Origin of the sequence: Micromonospora citrea (assembly GCF_049629545.1) — a bacterium.
Lineage (GTDB): Bacteria > Actinomycetota > Actinomycetes > Mycobacteriales > Micromonosporaceae > Micromonospora > Micromonospora citrea_A.
The window spans coordinates 120,851-135,460 of sequence record NZ_JBNADX010000004.1; the positions used below are offsets into that span (position 1 = coordinate 120,851).

The window sequence follows — 14,610 nt, forward strand, 5'->3', positions numbered from 1 at the left end:
ACCCGCCGGTGCTTATGCCAGCGGATACGGCACATCCACCACCCGGTCGTCGGTGACCTCCGCCCCCGGCGCCCACACCTCGTACACGCCCCGTTCCTGGCACTGCGCCCCGGTCGCGAGCACCGCGTCCGGGTCCGGCCGGCACAGCCGCAGCCGCAGCCAGCCCGGCTCCTCCCGCAGCACCTGGCAGGGGGCGCCCCGCCAGTGGGCGAAGCGCAGCCGGCGGCCCACCGACTCCACCGGGTACCGGGCCGCCCGGGTCATCGCCAGCACCCGGAACCCGCCGGGCAGGTCCGCCACCGCTTCGTACTCGCTGCCGGCGTAGCCGCCGACCAGCTGCGTGGAGCGGGGCGCGTCCCCGGTGGGCACGTACTCCTGGTCGGGGGAGAGCTCCGGCACGGCGGCCAGCAGGTGCCGCCACTGCGGGCCGGCCATGCGCAACCAGCCCCGCTGCTCCGCCTGGTAGCTGTAGAGCACCACCTCCACCCCCTCGGCGGTGTACGCCAGCAGGGTCGCGTTCGCCGGCAGCGGCAGGTCGGCGAAGTCCCGGGTGACGAACTCGGGGATCAGCTGCCCGCTGCTCGGCACGAAACCGGTGCCCAGCACCGGCGGGCCGAGCCGGTCGCGCGGCGGCATCGCCAGCAACCCGCGGTGCGCCGGGCCGACCGGCACGTCGTAGTCGCCCGGGTCGGCGGCCCGCCAGCGCAGCGCGTACGCCACGTCGCCCGCCGCGCCGCCGTCGCCGCCCAGCACCGCCAGCCCGGCCGGGGTACGCAGGTGCGCCACGTCGTGCTCGCGGAAGCAGAACCCGTGCGGCAGCCGACCCCGCACCACCCCGGCGAGCTGCTCGGCGGAGAGCACCTTCACCATCCGGGTGCCCCGCCGCACCACCGCCGAGGCGCGCACCGTGCGCAGCGTCGGATCCCCGGCCGCCGCCGGCTGCTGGCTGAGCTGCTGCACGTACGACCAGCCCCGCTCCCGGTGCAGCGGCACCAGCAGCGGCGCCTCCGGCTCCTCGGCCGGCTCGCTCGTCCCGTGCACCGCGTCCACCTCGGTCACGTGCACGAACCTGCGCCAGGGCAACGCCGACCCGGGGCGGGGCGCCCACTCGAAGCCGGCCGCCTCCTCGGCGCTGAGCAACTCGTACGCCGCACCGCGGGCGATCTCCTCCGCCGGGTACGCCGTGCCCTCGTACGTCACGCGCAGTCCGGTGCCGCTTGCCTGAGGGGTGACGGTCATCCTGCAGACGGTAAGCGCGGCTGATGCCGGACCGGTGAACAGTCGATGGCGTCCCGGAGACGCGACGGCGTGTCGGTGTGTGATGCTGGCCGCGATGAGTGAGCGCACCGAAACCCGCAAGCAGCGCGCCGCCCGGCGGGCCGGGGAGTTCCCGCCCGCCCCGGAGCCGCTGCCCCGTCCCGTGCTCGACAGCCACACCCACCTGGACATCACGGTCAGCGAATACGGGGTGCCCCTGCGAGCCCCGCAGTCGCCGGCGGAAGACGGCTCGGGCGGCGCCGTCGCCGACCCGGTCGCCGCCGCGATCGAGGTGGCCGCCGCCGTCGGTGTGGACCGGCTGGTGCAGGTCGGCGTCGACGTCGAGTCGTCGCGCTGGGGCGCCGAGGTCGCCGAGCGGTACCCGGCCGTGCTGGCCACCGTCGCGCTGCACCCGAACGAGGCGCCCCGCCTGGCCGACCTGGACGAGGCGCTGCGCGAGATCGAGACGCTCGCCGCCCACGACCGGGTACGCGGCGTCGGCGAGACCGGGATGGACTTCTTCCGTACCGGGGACGAGGGGCGGGCCGCGCAGGAGGAGAGCTTCCGCGCGCACGTCGCCATCGCCAAGCGGTACGGCAAGGCGCTGGTGATCCACGACCGCGACGCGCACGCCGACGTGCTGCGGATCCTCGACGACGAGGGCGCGCCGGACACCGTGGTGCTGCACTGCTTCTCCGGCGACGCCGAGTTCGCCGCCGAGTGCGTGCGCCGCGGCTACCTGCTCAGCTTCGCCGGCACGGTCACCTTCGGCAGCGCCGGCGCGCTGCGGGAGGCCGCCGCGCTCACCCCGATCGACCAGCTCCTGGTGGAGACCGACGCGCCGTACCTGACCCCGATGCCGCACCGGGGACGGCCTAACGCGTCGTACCTGATCCCGCTGACGGTCCGGTCCCTGGCCGCGACCACCGGGGCCGACGTGGACGAACTCTGCGCGGCCGTCTCCGCCACCGGCGACCGGGTCTTCGGCCCGTGGTGAGCGGGCCGGAGCCCGCCGCTACGCTACGGGGCGTGACCGGTCTCCTCGGCCCGGCGGAGATCCGGGAACTCGCCGCCCGCCTGGGCGTCGCCCCCACCAAGAAGCTCGGCCAGAACTTCGTGCACGACCCGAACACGGTCCGCCGGATCGTCACCGCCGCCGGGCTGGCCCCCGACGACGTGGCGCTGGAGGTCGGCCCCGGCCTCGGCTCGCTCACCCTGGCCCTGCTTCCGGTGGCCGCGCACGTGCACGCCGTGGAGATCGACCCGACGCTGGCCGGGGCGCTGCCGGAGACCGCCGCCCGGCATGCCGGCGCGGACGCCGCCCGGCTCACCGTGCACCACGCCGACGCGCTGCGGGTCACCGCCGCCGAGCTGGCCGGTCCCGCGCCGACCGCGCTGGTGGCGAACCTGCCGTACAACGTCGCGGTGCCGGTGGTGCTGCACCTGCTCGCCGAGCTGCCCACGCTGCGCCACGGCCTGGTGATGGTGCAGAAGGAGGTCGCCGACCGGCTCGTCGCCGGTCCCGGCTCCAAGGTGTACGGCATCCCGTCGGTCAAGCTCGCCTGGTACTCCCGGGCCCGCGCCGCCGGCCGGGTGCCACCGAACGTGTTCTGGCCGGTGCCGAACGTCGACTCCGGCCTGGTCGCCTTCACCCGGCGTGAGCCGCCCCGCGACGACGTCGCCCGGCAGGCCGTCTTCGCCGTGGTGGACGCCGCGTTCGCCCAGCGTCGCAAGACCTTGCGCGCCGCCCTGGCGGGCTGGGCCGGCGGCCCGGACCGGGCCGCCGCCGCGCTCACCGCCGCCGGTGTGGACCCCGGCGCACGCGGGGAGTCACTCACCGTGGAGCAGTTCGCCGCCATCGCCGCGTCGGCCCCGACCGCCGCCCCCACCGCCGGTTAGGCTGGCGCCGTTGCCCGCGCAGGGCCCACCGTTGTACGCCTACGACCCGGTCGACGACGACGCCGACCCTGCCGAGGAGCTGATCGTGAGCAAGCCGTTCGACATCCGCCTGCGGGACGTCGCTCCGTGACCGAGGCCTGGCGACCGGACGACGAGGACGAGCAGCGGCGGCGCGGGGCCACCGGCCCGGTCAAGGTCCGGGTGCCCGCCAAGGTCAACCTGCACCTCGGGGTGGGGCCGCTGCGCCGCGACGGCTACCACGAGCTGAACACCGTCTACCACGCGATCTCCATCCACGACGAGCTGACCGCCCGGCGGGGTGACACGCTCACCCTGACCATGGAGGGCGAGGGCACCGGCGAGCTGGCCCTGGACGACTCCAACCTGGTCATCCGGGCGGCCCACGCCCTCGCCGGGTACGCCGGGGTCATGCCGCACGCCCGGCTGCACCTGCGCAAGCAGATCCCGCTGGCCGGCGGGCTGGCCGGCGGCAGCGCCGACGCGGCCGCCGCCCTGGTCGCCTGCGACGCCCTCTGGGGCACCGGGCTGTCCCGGGACGAGCTGGCCGGCATCGCCGCCGACCTCGGCTCCGACGTGCCCTTCCTGATCCACGGCGGCACCGCGCTCGGCACCGGCCGGGGCGAGGCGGTCAGCCCGGTGCTGGCCCGTCCCACCTCCTGGCACTGGGTGGTGGCCGTCGCCGACGGCGGCCTGTCCACCCCCGCCGCCTACCGGGAGCTGGACCGGCTGCGGGACGCCGGCACCGCCGGTGAGCCGCTCGGCAGCACCGACGGGCTGCTCGCGGCGCTGCGCCAGCGCGACCCCCGGGTGCTCGCCGCCGCCCTCGGCAACGACCTCCAGGACGCCGCGCTGGCCATGCGCCCGTCGCTCGCCGACACCCTCAAGGCCGGCGAGGCGGCCGGCGCGCTCGCCGGCATCGTCTCCGGCTCCGGCCCGACCTGCGTCTTCCTCGCCGCCGGCGTCGCCGACGCGGAGCGGATCGCCCGTGAGGTGGAGGCGGCCGGGGTGTGCCGGGAGGCGCGGGTGGCCCACGGCCCGGTGGCCGGGGCCCGCGTCGTCTGACCCGCCGCACCCCCCGACCCGCCGCCGACCCGCCGCCGACCCGGTCCACCCCCGAGGACCGGATGCGAGATCGACTCGGTTTGCGGTGTGTCGCGCCTTCGCCCGCCAGGGATACCGCAACACGCCGCAAACGGAGTCGATCAAGACGGGGCGGGGGCGTCGGTGAGCGTGCCGCGCGACCGCCGGGCGTGCCCGCGTACCCTGGGAGGCCAGGCGTCCCGAGGTGCCAGCCGGCACCGGGACGCCTTGATCATGGGAGGTGAGGTCGTGGCCAACATCGTCAACCTGGACCGGGTGTCCAAGGGGTACGGCGCCGCCGGGCCGCTGCTCACCGACGTCTCGCTCGGCCTCGACGACGCCGACCGGATCGGCGTGGTCGGCCTCAACGGCGCCGGCAAGTCCACCCTGCTGCGGCTGCTCACCAAGCAGGAGGAGCCGGACGACGGCCGGGTCACCCACCGCCGCGACCTGCGCGTCGCCTGGCTGCCGCAGTCCCTCCAACTCGCCCCCGAGGCCACCGTCCGCGACGTCGTCCTCGGCACCGCGTGGCTCGGCCAGAGCATGGGCGCCGAGCACGAGTGGGCCGGCGACGCAGGCGTGCGGGCCATCCTCGACGGCCTCGGCATGCCCCACCTCGGCCTCGACCAGCCGGTCGGCCCGATGTCCGGTGGCGAGCGCCGCCGTGTCGCGCTGGCCGCGCTGCTGGTCCGCGAGGCCGACCTGCTGATCCTCGACGAGCCCACCAACCACCTCGACGTCGGCGGCGTCGACTGGCTGGCCAGGCACCTGGTCGGCCGCAAGGGCGCCCTGGTCGTGGTCACCCACGACCGGTGGTTCCTCGACGCCGTCTGCACCACCACCTGGGAGGTCGCCGACCAGACCGTCCGGGCCTACGAGGGCGGCTTCGCCGCCTGGACCCTGGCCCGCGTCGAGCGGGAACGGGTCGCCGCCGCCACCGAGGCCCGCCGGCAGAACCTGCTCCGCAAGGAGATCGCCTGGCTGCGCCGCGGCCCGCCCGCCCGCACCTCCAAGCCGCGGTTCCGGATCGACGCGGCCAACGCGCTCATCGCCGACGTCCCGCCGCCGCGCGACACCATGTCGCTGCAACGGATGGCCACCGCCCGGCTCGGCAAGCAGGTGTACGACCTGGAGCAGGTCACCCTGCACGCCGGCCCCAAGGAGATCCTGCACGACGTCACCTGGCAGGTCGGCCCCGGCGACCGGATCGCGATCCTCGGCCGCAACGGCGCCGGCAAGACCACCCTGCTGCGCATGCTGGCCGGGATCACCCGCCCCGACGGCGGGAGCCTGCGCACCGGCTCGACCGTCCGGCCCGCGTTCCTCTCCCAGGAACTGGCCGAACTCCCCGGCCACCTGCGGGTCCTCGAAGCCGTCGAGGAGGTCGCCCGCCGGGTGCAGCTCGGGGACCGGGAGATCTCCGCAGCCCAGCTCGCCGAGGTCTTCGGCTTCGACGACCGACGGCTCTGGACCCCGGTCAGCGACCTCTCCGGCGGTGAACGCCGCCGCCTGCAGATGCTGCGGCTGCTCGCCGGCGAGCCCAACGTGCTCCTCTTCGACGAGCCCACCAACGACCTGGACACGGACACCCTCGCCTCGCTGGAGGACCTGCTCGACTCCTGGCCCGGCACCATCGTCGTCGCCAGCCACGACCGCTACCTGATCGAACGGGTCACCGACGTCGCGTACGGGATGTTCGGCGACGGCCGGCTGGTGCACCTGCCCGGCGGCATCGACGAGTACCTCGCCCGGGCCGACGGCGCGAACCCCCCGCCGAAGGCCGACACCGGGCCGGCCCCGGCCCCGGCGGCCACCACCGGGATGTCCGCCGCCGAGGCCCGGCAGGCCCGCAAGGAGCTGACCCGGCTGGAACGGCAGATCGGCAAGCTGGAGCAGAAGGAGGCGACGCTGCTCGACCAGCTCGCCGCCCACGCCACCGACTACGGCAAGGTCGCCGAACTCGACGCGCAGCTCAAGGAGGTACGCGCCGAGCGGGAACGGACCGAGGAGACCTGGCTCACCCTGGCCGACGAGATCCCGCCGGTCTGACCCCTGCTGCACGCCCCCGCCCGCGACAGGCGGGGGCCGTGTGCGGCGTCACATTCCGGCGTGCGGGACAATCGTCGGCGACCTCTCATCCGAACGCGTTGGAGACTCAGACATGGCCCATACCCCCGTCAACCACCCCGCGCGGCCGATCTACCGGGCGATCGGCGGGCTCGTTGGTCTGTACTTCGTGGTCTTCGGTGTGCTCGGCCTCATCGCGAGCGCCGGCAACGACATCTTCGCCCAGGACGACACCAAGGTCCTCGGGCAGGGCACGAACCTCGGGTTCTCGCTGCTCAGCATCGTGATCGGCATCGCCGTCCTGGCCGGCACCGCGATCGGCCGCAACCTCGACGTGGCGATCAACCAGTTCCTGGCGTACGCCCTGATGGTGCTCGGCCTGGCGGAGCTGGCGTTCCTCCAGACCGACGCCAACATCCTCAACTTCACCATCCTCACCGACATCGTGGTGCTGACCCTCAGCCTCGTCCTGCTGATGGTCGGCATGTACAGCAAGGTCGGCAGCGACGAGGAGAAGGAAGCCTGGCAGAAGGCCCGCCTGGTCCTCTGATCTCCGGTCGCGTTCCGGCGACGACCGTCGTGATCCCGCTCCGCCCGTGGCACCTGCTGCCCGGCGGGGCGGGATTTCGCGTCCGACGGGGGCGGCGGTTCGGCGGACAGCGGCCCCCGGACGAGGGACAATCCTCCTGGACCGGTCATACCTGGATGCAGAAGGAGTCATGGTGCACTTTCCGGTGAACCATCCGGCGCGCCCGCTCTACCGGGTCCTCGCCGGGCTCGTGGGCCTCTACATCCTCGTCTTCGGGGTCTGGGGTGTCTTCCAGACCTGGGGCGACCCCCTCTTCGACCGGGGCGGCAACTGGGTCCTCGGGCTCCGCACCAACCTGGCGTTCTCGTTGGCCTCCGTGGCCTTCGGAATCGTGCTGATCGTCGGCGCGTCCCGACGCGGCAACCTCGGCCACTACATGAACCTGACCGCCGGGGCGATCTTCCTGGTCACCAGCATCCTGATGATGGCGGTGCTGCAGACCTCGGTGAACTTCCTCAACTTCTCGATGTCGACCGTCATCGTGTCGATGCTCTTCGGCCTGCTCCTGCTCGGCACCGGCCTCTACGACAAGGTCGGCACCGACGAGCACGCCGAGGAGGAGCGGCGCAAGCGGCACCATCCCGTCTCCGAGGCCGGCGCCCGCTGACCGGGCCGGTCAGGCCCGCTTGCGGGTGATCAGGCCCGGCTTCGCCTCCAGGTGCGACAGCCCGTTCCAGGCCAGGTTGACCAGATGCGCGGCCACCGTCTCCTTGCGCGGCTTGCGCACCTCCAGCCACCAGCGGCCGGTCAACGCCACCATCCCCACCAGCGCCTGCGAGTAGAGCTCGGCCAGCTTCGGGTCGTACCCCCGGCTGGAGAACTCCGCGCCCAGGATGTGCTCCACCTGGTGCCCGACGTCGTTCATCACGCTGCTGAAGTTCCCCGTCGCCGACATCAGCGGCGACTCGCGGACCAGCACCCGGAACCCGGGCGTCTCCTCCTCGATGTACGTCAGCAGCGCCAACGCCGCCTGCTCCAGCAACTCGTGCGGGTGCCCGGCGGTCAGCGCGGTGGTGATCCGGTCCAGCAGGGCCCGCACCTCGCGGTCCACCACCACCGCGTACAGCCCTTCCTTGCCGCCGAAGTGCTCGTAGACCACCGGCTTGGAGACCTTGGCCCGGGACGCCACCTCCTCGATCGAGGTGGCGTCGAAACCCTTCTCGGCGAAGACCTGCCGGCCGATCGAGATCAACTGCTCGCGCCGCTGGGCCGCGGACATCCGCACCCGGGACGCCGGCTTCGCGCCCGCCGCCGGCACCGCTCGCCGCCGCCCGCCCGTGGTCCCGTCCGTCATGTCGTCACCTCGCCGGCGCTCGGTGACGCCCTGTCGTGGGAAGTTCCTGCCGCCGTGCCCGTCTTCCTCGGTCACCCGGCCATCCTGCCAGGCCCGCTGCGAATCCACCGTCGGGTTTCCCGCCGGTGTCGTACCTCCGTTCTAACGTTCGGTCATGGAGGACGCCACGGCGGGTGAGGTGCGGCGGCTGCGCGTGGAGGAGAGGCTCTCCGTGGCCCAGATCCGGGCTCGGACGGGGCTGGGGCGCAACCGGGTGCAGGAACTGCTGCGCGGGGTGCCCCCGCCCGCGTGGACGCGGCGTCCGAGGGCCAAGGACGAGTTGCGGGTGGCGGCGGTGGCGCTGCGCGGCGAGGGGCTGTCGGTGGGTACGATCGCCGACCGGCTCGGCGTGGCGAAGTCGACCGCCTACCTGTGGGTGCGGCACCTGCCGCTGGATCGCGACGGTGCGGCCGAACGGGAGCGGCGCCGCGCGCACTCGAAGGTGATGACGGACGCGCAGTGGGCCGCACACCGCGAGACCCGGGACGCCGCGCGGGCGGAGCTGGCCGAGTTCGGCGCCGCCTGGGTGTCCCGGCTGGACGGTCGGGAATTGCTCCTGGTCGGGGCCGCCCTCTACTGGGCCGAAGGGGTCAAGGCGAAGCCCTGGCGACCCCACGACTGCCGGGTCCGGTTCACCAACAGCGATCCGGCGCTCATCGACCTCTTCGTACGCTTCGTCGAGGAGTTGGGCGTGCCGCGCGAGGGTCTGCGGTTCCGGGTGTGCATCCACGAGACGGCCGACGCGGACGCGGCGGTTCGCTGGTGGGCTCGGCAGGTCGGCGTCGCCGTGGAGGCGTTCCAGCGCACCTCCCTCAAGAGACACCGGCCCGCCACGGTCCGGCACAACATCGGCGATGACTACCACGGCTGCCTGGTCGTCTCGGTGCCCGACTCCCGCCGGATGTACTGGACCATCGAAGGGATCATGAAGGGAATGAGTGATGGCGCGGGCTGGGCGGGGCGCTAAGGTGTAGTGGAGTCCAGGCGCGACAGTGTTTCGAGCGTTTTAGACCGTCCCGGGTCGTCTAATGGCAGGACGTCAGGTTTTGGTCCTGATTGTAGGGGTTCGAGTCCTCTCCCGGGAGCTTCTGCTGATCGCCAGGTGATGTCTGGTTAGCATGGCCGCGAGACTGTCGCCTTCGACGGGAGCCACGTCGTGCCCCAGCCCCACCTCCGTACCGTCGTCGTGCTCGCCGCCGGTGAGGGCAAGCGGATGAAGTCGGCGCTGCCCAAGGTGCTGCACCCGCTGCTCGGCCGTACCCTGCTCGGCCACGTGCTGGCCGCGGCGGCGCCGCTGGCCGCGGACCGCACGGTGGTCGTGGTCGGACACGGCGCCGAGCAGGTCCGGGCGCACCTGGGCGAGATCGCCCCGGACGCCACCGCGGTCCTCCAGGCCGAGCAGCTCGGCACCGGTCACGCGGTGCGGATCGCGCTGGACGCGGTGCCCGAGGTCTCCGGCACGGTGGTCGTGATCAACGGGGACGTCCCGCTGCTGCGCCCCGAGACGGTCGCGGCGCTGGTCGAGGCGCACGAGGGCGAGGGCGCGGCGGCGACCGTGCTCGCGGCCGAGGTGCCCGACCCGACCGGCCTGGGCCGGATCGTGCGGGACGCCGACGGCCGGTTGGAGCAGATCGTCGAGGAGCGCGACGCCGGCCCCGCCCAGCGCGCGCTGCGGGAGATCAACGCCGGCATCTACGCCTTCGACGTGGCCCGGCTGCGCGACGCGTTGGGCAAGCTCTCCACGGACAACGACCAGGGCGAGGAGTACCTCACCGACGTCTTCGGGCTGCTCGTCTCGGCGGGTGAGCCGGTGGGGGTGCACGTCGCGGCGGACCACGTCGAGACGCTGGGCTGCAACGACCGGGTGGAGCTGGCGGGCCTGCGCCGGCTGCTGCGCGACCGGGTCAACGAGGCGTGGATGCGGACCGGCGTGAGCATCCTGGACCCGGAGACCACCTGGATCGACGTCACCGCCACCGTCGAGCGGGACGCGGTGATCGACCAGAACACGCAGCTGCGCGGGACGACGGTGGTCGGCGCGGAGGCGGTCGTCGGGCCGGACGTGACGCTGGTGGACACGGTGGTGGGCGCGGCGGCGACGGTGCTGCGCAGCCACGCGGTCGGCGCCGAGGTGGGGCCGGGCGCGAGCGTCGGGCCGTACGCGTACCTGCGGCCGGCGGCGAAGTTGGCCGAGAAGGCAAAGATCGGCACGTTCGTCGAGGTGAAGAACTCCGAGGTGGGCGCGGGCGCGAAGGTGCCGCACCTGTCGTACGTGGGTGACGCGACGATCGGCGCGAAGGCGAACATCGGCGCGGCGACGATCTTCGTGAACTACGACGGGGTGAACAAGCACCGCACGACGGTCGGTGAGGCGGCCTTCATCGGCTGCGACACCAGCCTGATCGCCCCGGTCGAGGTGGGTCCGGGGGCGTACGTGGCGGCGGGCAGCGCGATCTCGCAGGACGTGCCGGCGGGTGCGCTCGGGGTGACCCGGGCGCCGCAGCGCAGCATCGAGGGCTGGGTGGCGCGCAAGCGGCCCGGCACGGCCTCGGCGGCCGCAGCAGAGCGGGCGCAGAGTGCGTCGGCGGACACGCCGGCCGCAAGGGAAGGTGAGGCAATCCACGAGGGCGCGGAGACCGTGGGTGGGCCGTCGTCGGCGGGGGATACTGCAACCGAATAGTCCCCGGCCACACCGCCGCCGGGCACCACCGACCAACGGGAGCAGACGGGCCCATGGGCAGCATCGTCGCCGAAAACCGCAAGAGCCTGATGCTCTTCTCCGGACGTGGCTTTCCGGAGCTGGCGAAGGAGATCGGTGAGGTGCTCGGCGTCGCGCCGACGCCTTCCGACGCCTACGAGTTCGCCAACGGTGAGATCTTCGTACGGTTCAAGGACTCGGTGCGTGGGTCGGACGCCTTCGTGGTGCAGTCCGTCACGCACGGCGTCAACACCTGGGTCATGGAGACCCTGATCATGATCGACGCGTTGAAGCGCGGTTCGGCCAAGCGGATCACCGTGGTGCTGCCGTTCTACCCGTACTCGCGGCAGGACAAGAAGCACCGCGGCCGGGAGCCGATCTCGGCCCGGCTGATCGCGGACCTGCTGAAGACGGCGGGCGCGAACCGGATCCTCACGGTCGACCTGCACACCGCGCAGATCCAGGGCTTCTTCGACGGCCCGGTGGACCACCTCTTCGCGATGGACGTGCTGGCCGAGTACGTGCAGCACAAGTTCGACGGCCGGCCGATGACGGTGGTGGCCCCGGACTCGGGCCGGGTACGGGTGGCCGAGCGGTGGACGGACCGGCTGGGCGGCTGCCCGCTGGCGTTCATCCACAAGACCCGGGACCCGCTCAAGCCGAACCAGGTGGTGGCGAACCGGGTGGTCGGTGAGGTCGAGGGCCGGGTCTGCCTGATCGTCGACGACATGATCGACACCGGTGGGACGATCAGCAAGGCCGCCGACATCCTCAAGCAGTCGGGCGCGGCGGAGATCGTGGTGGCCTCCACCCACGCCCTGTTGTCCGACCCGGCGACCGAGCGGCTGAAGAACAGCCCGATCAGCGAGGTCGTGGTGACCAACACGCTGCCGCTGCCGCCGGAGAAGCAGCTCGACAAGATCACCGTGCTGTCGATCGCGCCGCTGCTGGCGCGGGCGATCCGGGAGGTCTTCGACGACGGTTCGGTGACCACCCTCTTCGGTGGCCTGAGCTGACCCCGCCGGCCGGGGCGCCGCGGGCGCCCCGGCCGTTGGCGTTTTCGCGCTGCGCGCGGGGCCGGAGGGTGATAGTGGGGACTGCCGGCACCCTCGGAATCGGCTCGGGTAGACTGGCACGGTTGCCACGGCGAGGGTGCCCGGCGGGCCGCTGAGCGGCACCGTCCGGAGGCACCGTCATCGACGCGGTGCTCCGGGCAGTCATGACGCACGAGCCCCAGCGAGCCCCTCGCCCAGCACCGCCAGTCGACAAGCCGCCGCAGCGAAAGCATCAGGAGTTTCCCCGTGTCCGAGGTAAAGATCAGCGCCGAGCCCCGTACCGAGTTCGGCAAGGGTGGTGCCCGTCGTACCCGCCGGGCCGGCAAGGTGCCCGCCGTGCTGTACGGCCACGGCGAGAAGCCGAAGCACATCGCGCTTCCGGCCCGTGAGTTCGCCGCCGCGATCCGCAAGGGCGGGGCCAACCAGCTCTTCGCGATCGAGGTCAGCGACGGCACCCAGGTGCTGGCGCTGCCGAAGGCGATCCAGCGTGACCCGATCCGGGACACCTTCGAGCACGTCGACCTGCTGCTGGTCCGCCGGGGCGAGAAGGTCACCGTCGAGGTCCCGGTCCAGCTGACCGGCGAGGCCGCCAAGGACACCCTGATCGTGCACGACCACGACACCCTGTCGGTGACCGCGGACGCCACCAAGGTTCCGGACCACCTGGAGGCCTCGATCGAGGGCCTGGAGGCCGGCACCCAGGTCACCGCCGCCGACGTGGAGCTGCCGGCCGGCGTCGAGCTGGCCGCCGACGCGGAGCAGACGGTCGCCTCGGTGACCGCCGCGCCGACCGCCGAGCAGCTCGAGGCGACCCTGCCCGAGGTCGAGACCGCCGACGAGGAGGTCGAGGCCGGCGTCGGTGAGGAGACCGCCGAGTCGTCCGAGGGCGCCGAGGCCGGCGAGCCGGCCGCCGCGGGTGGCGAGGAGACCGCCGAGGCGAAGACCGAGGCCTGATCGGTCCCGCATCGTTGCGACAGGCGTCCCCGCACCGTCGGGGGCGCCTGTCGGCGTATCGGGACACGGACGTTTGACCCCGGGAGGGACGGGACGTGACGGACGAGGCGGGGCCGTGGCTGGTGGTCGGCCTGGGCAACCCCGGTCGGGAGTACGCCGGCAACCGGCACAACGTCGGTTTCATGGTGGCCGACCTGCTGGCGGGTCGGGTGGGCGCGAGGTTCGGCCGGCACAAGCGGGCGGTGGCGGAGGTCGCCGAGGGGCGGCTGGGGTTCGGCGGGCCGAAGCTGGTGCTGGTCAAGCCGTTGACGTACATGAACCTCTCCGGTGGGCCGGTGGTGGCGCTGGCCCAGTTCCACAAGATCCCCGCCGACCGGGTGATCGCCGTGCACGACGAGCTGGACATCCCGTACGGCCAGCTGCGGATCAAGCTGGGCGGCGGGGAGGGCGGGCACAACGGCCTGCGCTCGATGTCGAAGTCGCTGGGGACGAAGGACTACGTCCGGGTCCGGTTCGGCATCGGCCGGCCCCCGGGACGGCAGGACCCGGCGGACTACGTGCTGTCGGATTTCGGCGCCGCGGAGCGCAAGGAGCTGGAGTTCCTGGTGGACCGGGCGGCCGACGTGGTGGAGTCGGTGGTCAGCAAGGGTGTGGAGCCGACCCAGAACGCGTACCACGGGGTGTGACGCGCGGGGCGTACTCGACAGGGGCGCGTGCGGGGCCGGTAGTCTGCGCCTTCTGACGTGGCGCGACCGGCGACGTGGGCCGCGCGAGGCGACGGGAGCGTGGTGTGGGCAGTCCTCCGATGATCGACGGTGCGTTCGCCCGGTGGTTGGCGGCGCGGGCCGGGCAGGCGCTGCTGGCGTTGCGCTCCGAGATGGGGTTCGAGGATCCGGGCGCGTTGAAGTCGGCGGGGGACAAGGTCTCGCACGACCTGATCCGCACCGAGTTGGCGAGGTGGCGGCCGGGTGACGCGGTGCTCTCCGAGGAGGACGAGGGTTCGCGGCTGGCCTGGGCGGCGCAGGTGAGCGCCGGGGCGGTGTCCCGGCTGGGCGCGGACCGGGTGTGGATCGTCGACCCGCTGGACGGCACCCGGGAGTTCTCCGAACAGGGGCGCTCGGACTGGGCGGTGCACGTGGCGCTCTGGGCACGCAACGCGCCGACGGCGCACGGTCTGGTGGCCGGCGCGGTGGGGCTGCCGGCGCAGCACCGGGTGCTGGGCACGGACCAGCCGCCGGCGTACCCGCCGTTGACGGTGGAGGCGGCGACGGCGGGTGGTGGGCGGACGCTGCGGCTGGCGGCGAGTCGGAGCCGGCCGCCGGTCTTCCTGACCGATCTGGCCGAGGACGTGGGCGCGCACCTGGTGCCGATGGGTTCGGCCGGCGCGAAGATCGCCGCGGTGGTCACCGGTGAGGTGGACGCCTACATCCACGCGGGCGGCCAGTACGAGTGGGACTCGGCCGCGCCGGTGGCTGTGGCGACGGCCACCGGGCTGCACGCTTCCCGGATCGACGGTTCTGCGCTGAAATACAACGAGGCGGATCCGCGTCTGCCGGACCTGCTGGTCTGTCGCAAGGATCTCGCCACTCGGTTGCTTGCAGCGCTGCAGAGACATTCCGGGTAGCCTGAGCGCCTGTTCTTGATATATCCGACCGGA

General features: G+C 73.2%; 14 protein-coding genes and 1 tRNA gene. 13 read left to right on the forward strand and 2 right to left on the reverse strand.

The features are described from left to right. Positions 1-12: 12 nt before the first annotated feature. A complete protein-coding gene (locus ACPFP2_RS06800; protein WP_424087195.1) occupies positions 13-1,239 on the reverse strand; it encodes a hypothetical protein in 1,227 nt (408 codons plus the stop codon). Positions 1,240-1,321: 82 nt separating this feature from the next. Here ACPFP2_RS06800 and ACPFP2_RS06805 point away from each other — a divergent pair, with 82 nt between their 5' ends. From ACPFP2_RS06805 to ACPFP2_RS06830, 6 genes are all read left to right on the forward strand, one after another. Beyond that, positions 1,322-2,254, forward strand: coding sequence for a TatD family hydrolase (locus tag ACPFP2_RS06805; protein WP_424087196.1), 933 nt, complete (start codon positions 1,322-1,324; stop codon positions 2,252-2,254). 32 nt (positions 2,255-2,286) lie between these two features. Continuing rightward, on the forward strand, positions 2,287-3,156 hold the full coding sequence (gene rsmA, locus ACPFP2_RS06810; RefSeq protein WP_424087198.1) for a 16S rRNA (adenine(1518)-N(6)/adenine(1519)-N(6))-dimethyltransferase RsmA: 870 nt from the start codon (positions 2,287-2,289) through the stop codon (positions 3,154-3,156). A gap of 126 nt (positions 3,157-3,282) precedes the next feature. Next, positions 3,283-4,239 carry a 4-(cytidine 5'-diphospho)-2-C-methyl-D-erythritol kinase gene (locus tag ACPFP2_RS06815; RefSeq protein WP_424087199.1) on the forward strand — a complete coding sequence of 319 codons (957 nt, stop codon included), beginning with the start codon at positions 3,283-3,285 and terminating at the stop codon, positions 4,237-4,239. Positions 4,240-4,506: 267 nt separating this feature from the next. Then, the gene (locus ACPFP2_RS06820) at positions 4,507-6,306 is read left to right on the forward strand and encodes an ABC-F family ATP-binding cassette domain-containing protein (protein ID WP_424087201.1); all 1,800 of its coding nucleotides are present in this window, start codon (positions 4,507-4,509) and stop codon (positions 6,304-6,306) included. A 112-nt stretch (positions 6,307-6,418) separates the two neighbouring features. Continuing rightward, the gene (locus ACPFP2_RS06825) at positions 6,419-6,874 is read left to right on the forward strand and encodes a DUF4383 domain-containing protein (protein ID WP_424087203.1); all 456 of its coding nucleotides are present in this window, start codon (positions 6,419-6,421) and stop codon (positions 6,872-6,874) included. 169 nt (positions 6,875-7,043) lie between these two features. Further along, complete coding sequence (locus ACPFP2_RS06830; RefSeq protein ID WP_424087205.1) at positions 7,044-7,520, forward strand: DUF4383 domain-containing protein; 477 nt, start codon at positions 7,044-7,046, stop codon at positions 7,518-7,520. A 9-nt stretch (positions 7,521-7,529) separates the two neighbouring features. On the opposite strand, the gene ACPFP2_RS06835 is transcribed toward ACPFP2_RS06830, so the two are convergent. Next, positions 7,530-8,207, reverse strand: coding sequence for a TetR family transcriptional regulator (locus ACPFP2_RS06835; RefSeq protein WP_424087207.1), 678 nt, complete (start codon positions 8,205-8,207; stop codon positions 7,530-7,532). 154 nt (positions 8,208-8,361) lie between these two features. Between ACPFP2_RS06835 and ACPFP2_RS06840 the strand changes: the two genes are divergently transcribed. From ACPFP2_RS06840 to ACPFP2_RS06870, 7 genes are all read left to right on the forward strand, one after another. Continuing rightward, the gene (locus ACPFP2_RS06840; protein ID WP_424087209.1) at positions 8,362-9,213 is read left to right on the forward strand and encodes a helix-turn-helix domain-containing protein; all 852 of its coding nucleotides are present in this window, start codon (positions 8,362-8,364) and stop codon (positions 9,211-9,213) included. A 47-nt stretch (positions 9,214-9,260) separates the two neighbouring features. Further along, positions 9,261-9,331: transfer RNA gene (locus ACPFP2_RS06845), tRNA-Gln, on the forward strand. A 71-nt stretch (positions 9,332-9,402) separates the two neighbouring features. After that, entirely contained in the window at positions 9,403-10,926 is a 1,524-nt protein-coding gene (gene glmU, locus ACPFP2_RS06850; RefSeq protein WP_424087211.1) for a bifunctional UDP-N-acetylglucosamine diphosphorylase/glucosamine-1-phosphate N-acetyltransferase GlmU, read from the forward strand. A 53-nt stretch (positions 10,927-10,979) separates the two neighbouring features. Beyond that, positions 10,980-11,960 carry a ribose-phosphate diphosphokinase gene (locus ACPFP2_RS06855; RefSeq protein WP_091292202.1) on the forward strand — a complete coding sequence of 327 codons (981 nt, stop codon included), beginning with the start codon at positions 10,980-10,982 and terminating at the stop codon, positions 11,958-11,960. A 285-nt stretch (positions 11,961-12,245) separates the two neighbouring features. Beyond that, entirely contained in the window at positions 12,246-12,953 is a 708-nt protein-coding gene (locus tag ACPFP2_RS06860) for a 50S ribosomal protein L25/general stress protein Ctc (RefSeq protein ID WP_424087214.1), read from the forward strand. 95 nt (positions 12,954-13,048) lie between these two features. After that, positions 13,049-13,639 (forward strand): aminoacyl-tRNA hydrolase, encoded by a 591-nt coding sequence (pth, locus tag ACPFP2_RS06865; protein ID WP_424087216.1) that lies wholly within the window; start codon positions 13,049-13,051, stop codon positions 13,637-13,639. A 119-nt stretch (positions 13,640-13,758) separates the two neighbouring features. Next, positions 13,759-14,577: a 3'(2'),5'-bisphosphate nucleotidase CysQ gene (locus ACPFP2_RS06870; protein ID WP_424087218.1), complete on the forward strand. Its 819-nt coding sequence runs from the start codon at positions 13,759-13,761 to the stop codon at positions 14,575-14,577. Positions 14,578-14,610 lie beyond the last annotated feature (33 nt).

What these genes read in the sequence shown, in the direction of transcription:
- ACPFP2_RS06800 (WP_424087195.1), bottom strand. Translation starts at nt 1,239, where the DNA reads ATGACCGTCACCCCTCAGGCAAGCGGCACCGGACTGCGCGTGACGTAC.
- ACPFP2_RS06805 (WP_424087196.1), top strand. Translation starts at nt 1,322, where the DNA reads ATGCTGGCCGCGATGAGTGAGCGCACCGAAACCCGCAAGCAGCGCGCC.
- ACPFP2_RS06825 (WP_424087203.1), top strand. Translation starts at nt 6,419, where the DNA reads ATGGCCCATACCCCCGTCAACCACCCCGCGCGGCCGATCTACCGGGCG.
- ACPFP2_RS06830 (WP_424087205.1), top strand. Translation starts at nt 7,044, where the DNA reads ATGGTGCACTTTCCGGTGAACCATCCGGCGCGCCCGCTCTACCGGGTC.
- ACPFP2_RS06835 (WP_424087207.1), bottom strand. Translation starts at nt 8,207, where the DNA reads ATGACGGACGGGACCACGGGCGGGCGGCGGCGAGCGGTGCCGGCGGCG.
- ACPFP2_RS06840 (WP_424087209.1), top strand. Translation starts at nt 8,362, where the DNA reads ATGGAGGACGCCACGGCGGGTGAGGTGCGGCGGCTGCGCGTGGAGGAG.
- ACPFP2_RS06855 (WP_091292202.1), top strand. Translation starts at nt 10,980, where the DNA reads ATGGGCAGCATCGTCGCCGAAAACCGCAAGAGCCTGATGCTCTTCTCC.
- ACPFP2_RS06870 (WP_424087218.1), top strand. Translation starts at nt 13,759, where the DNA reads ATGATCGACGGTGCGTTCGCCCGGTGGTTGGCGGCGCGGGCCGGGCAG.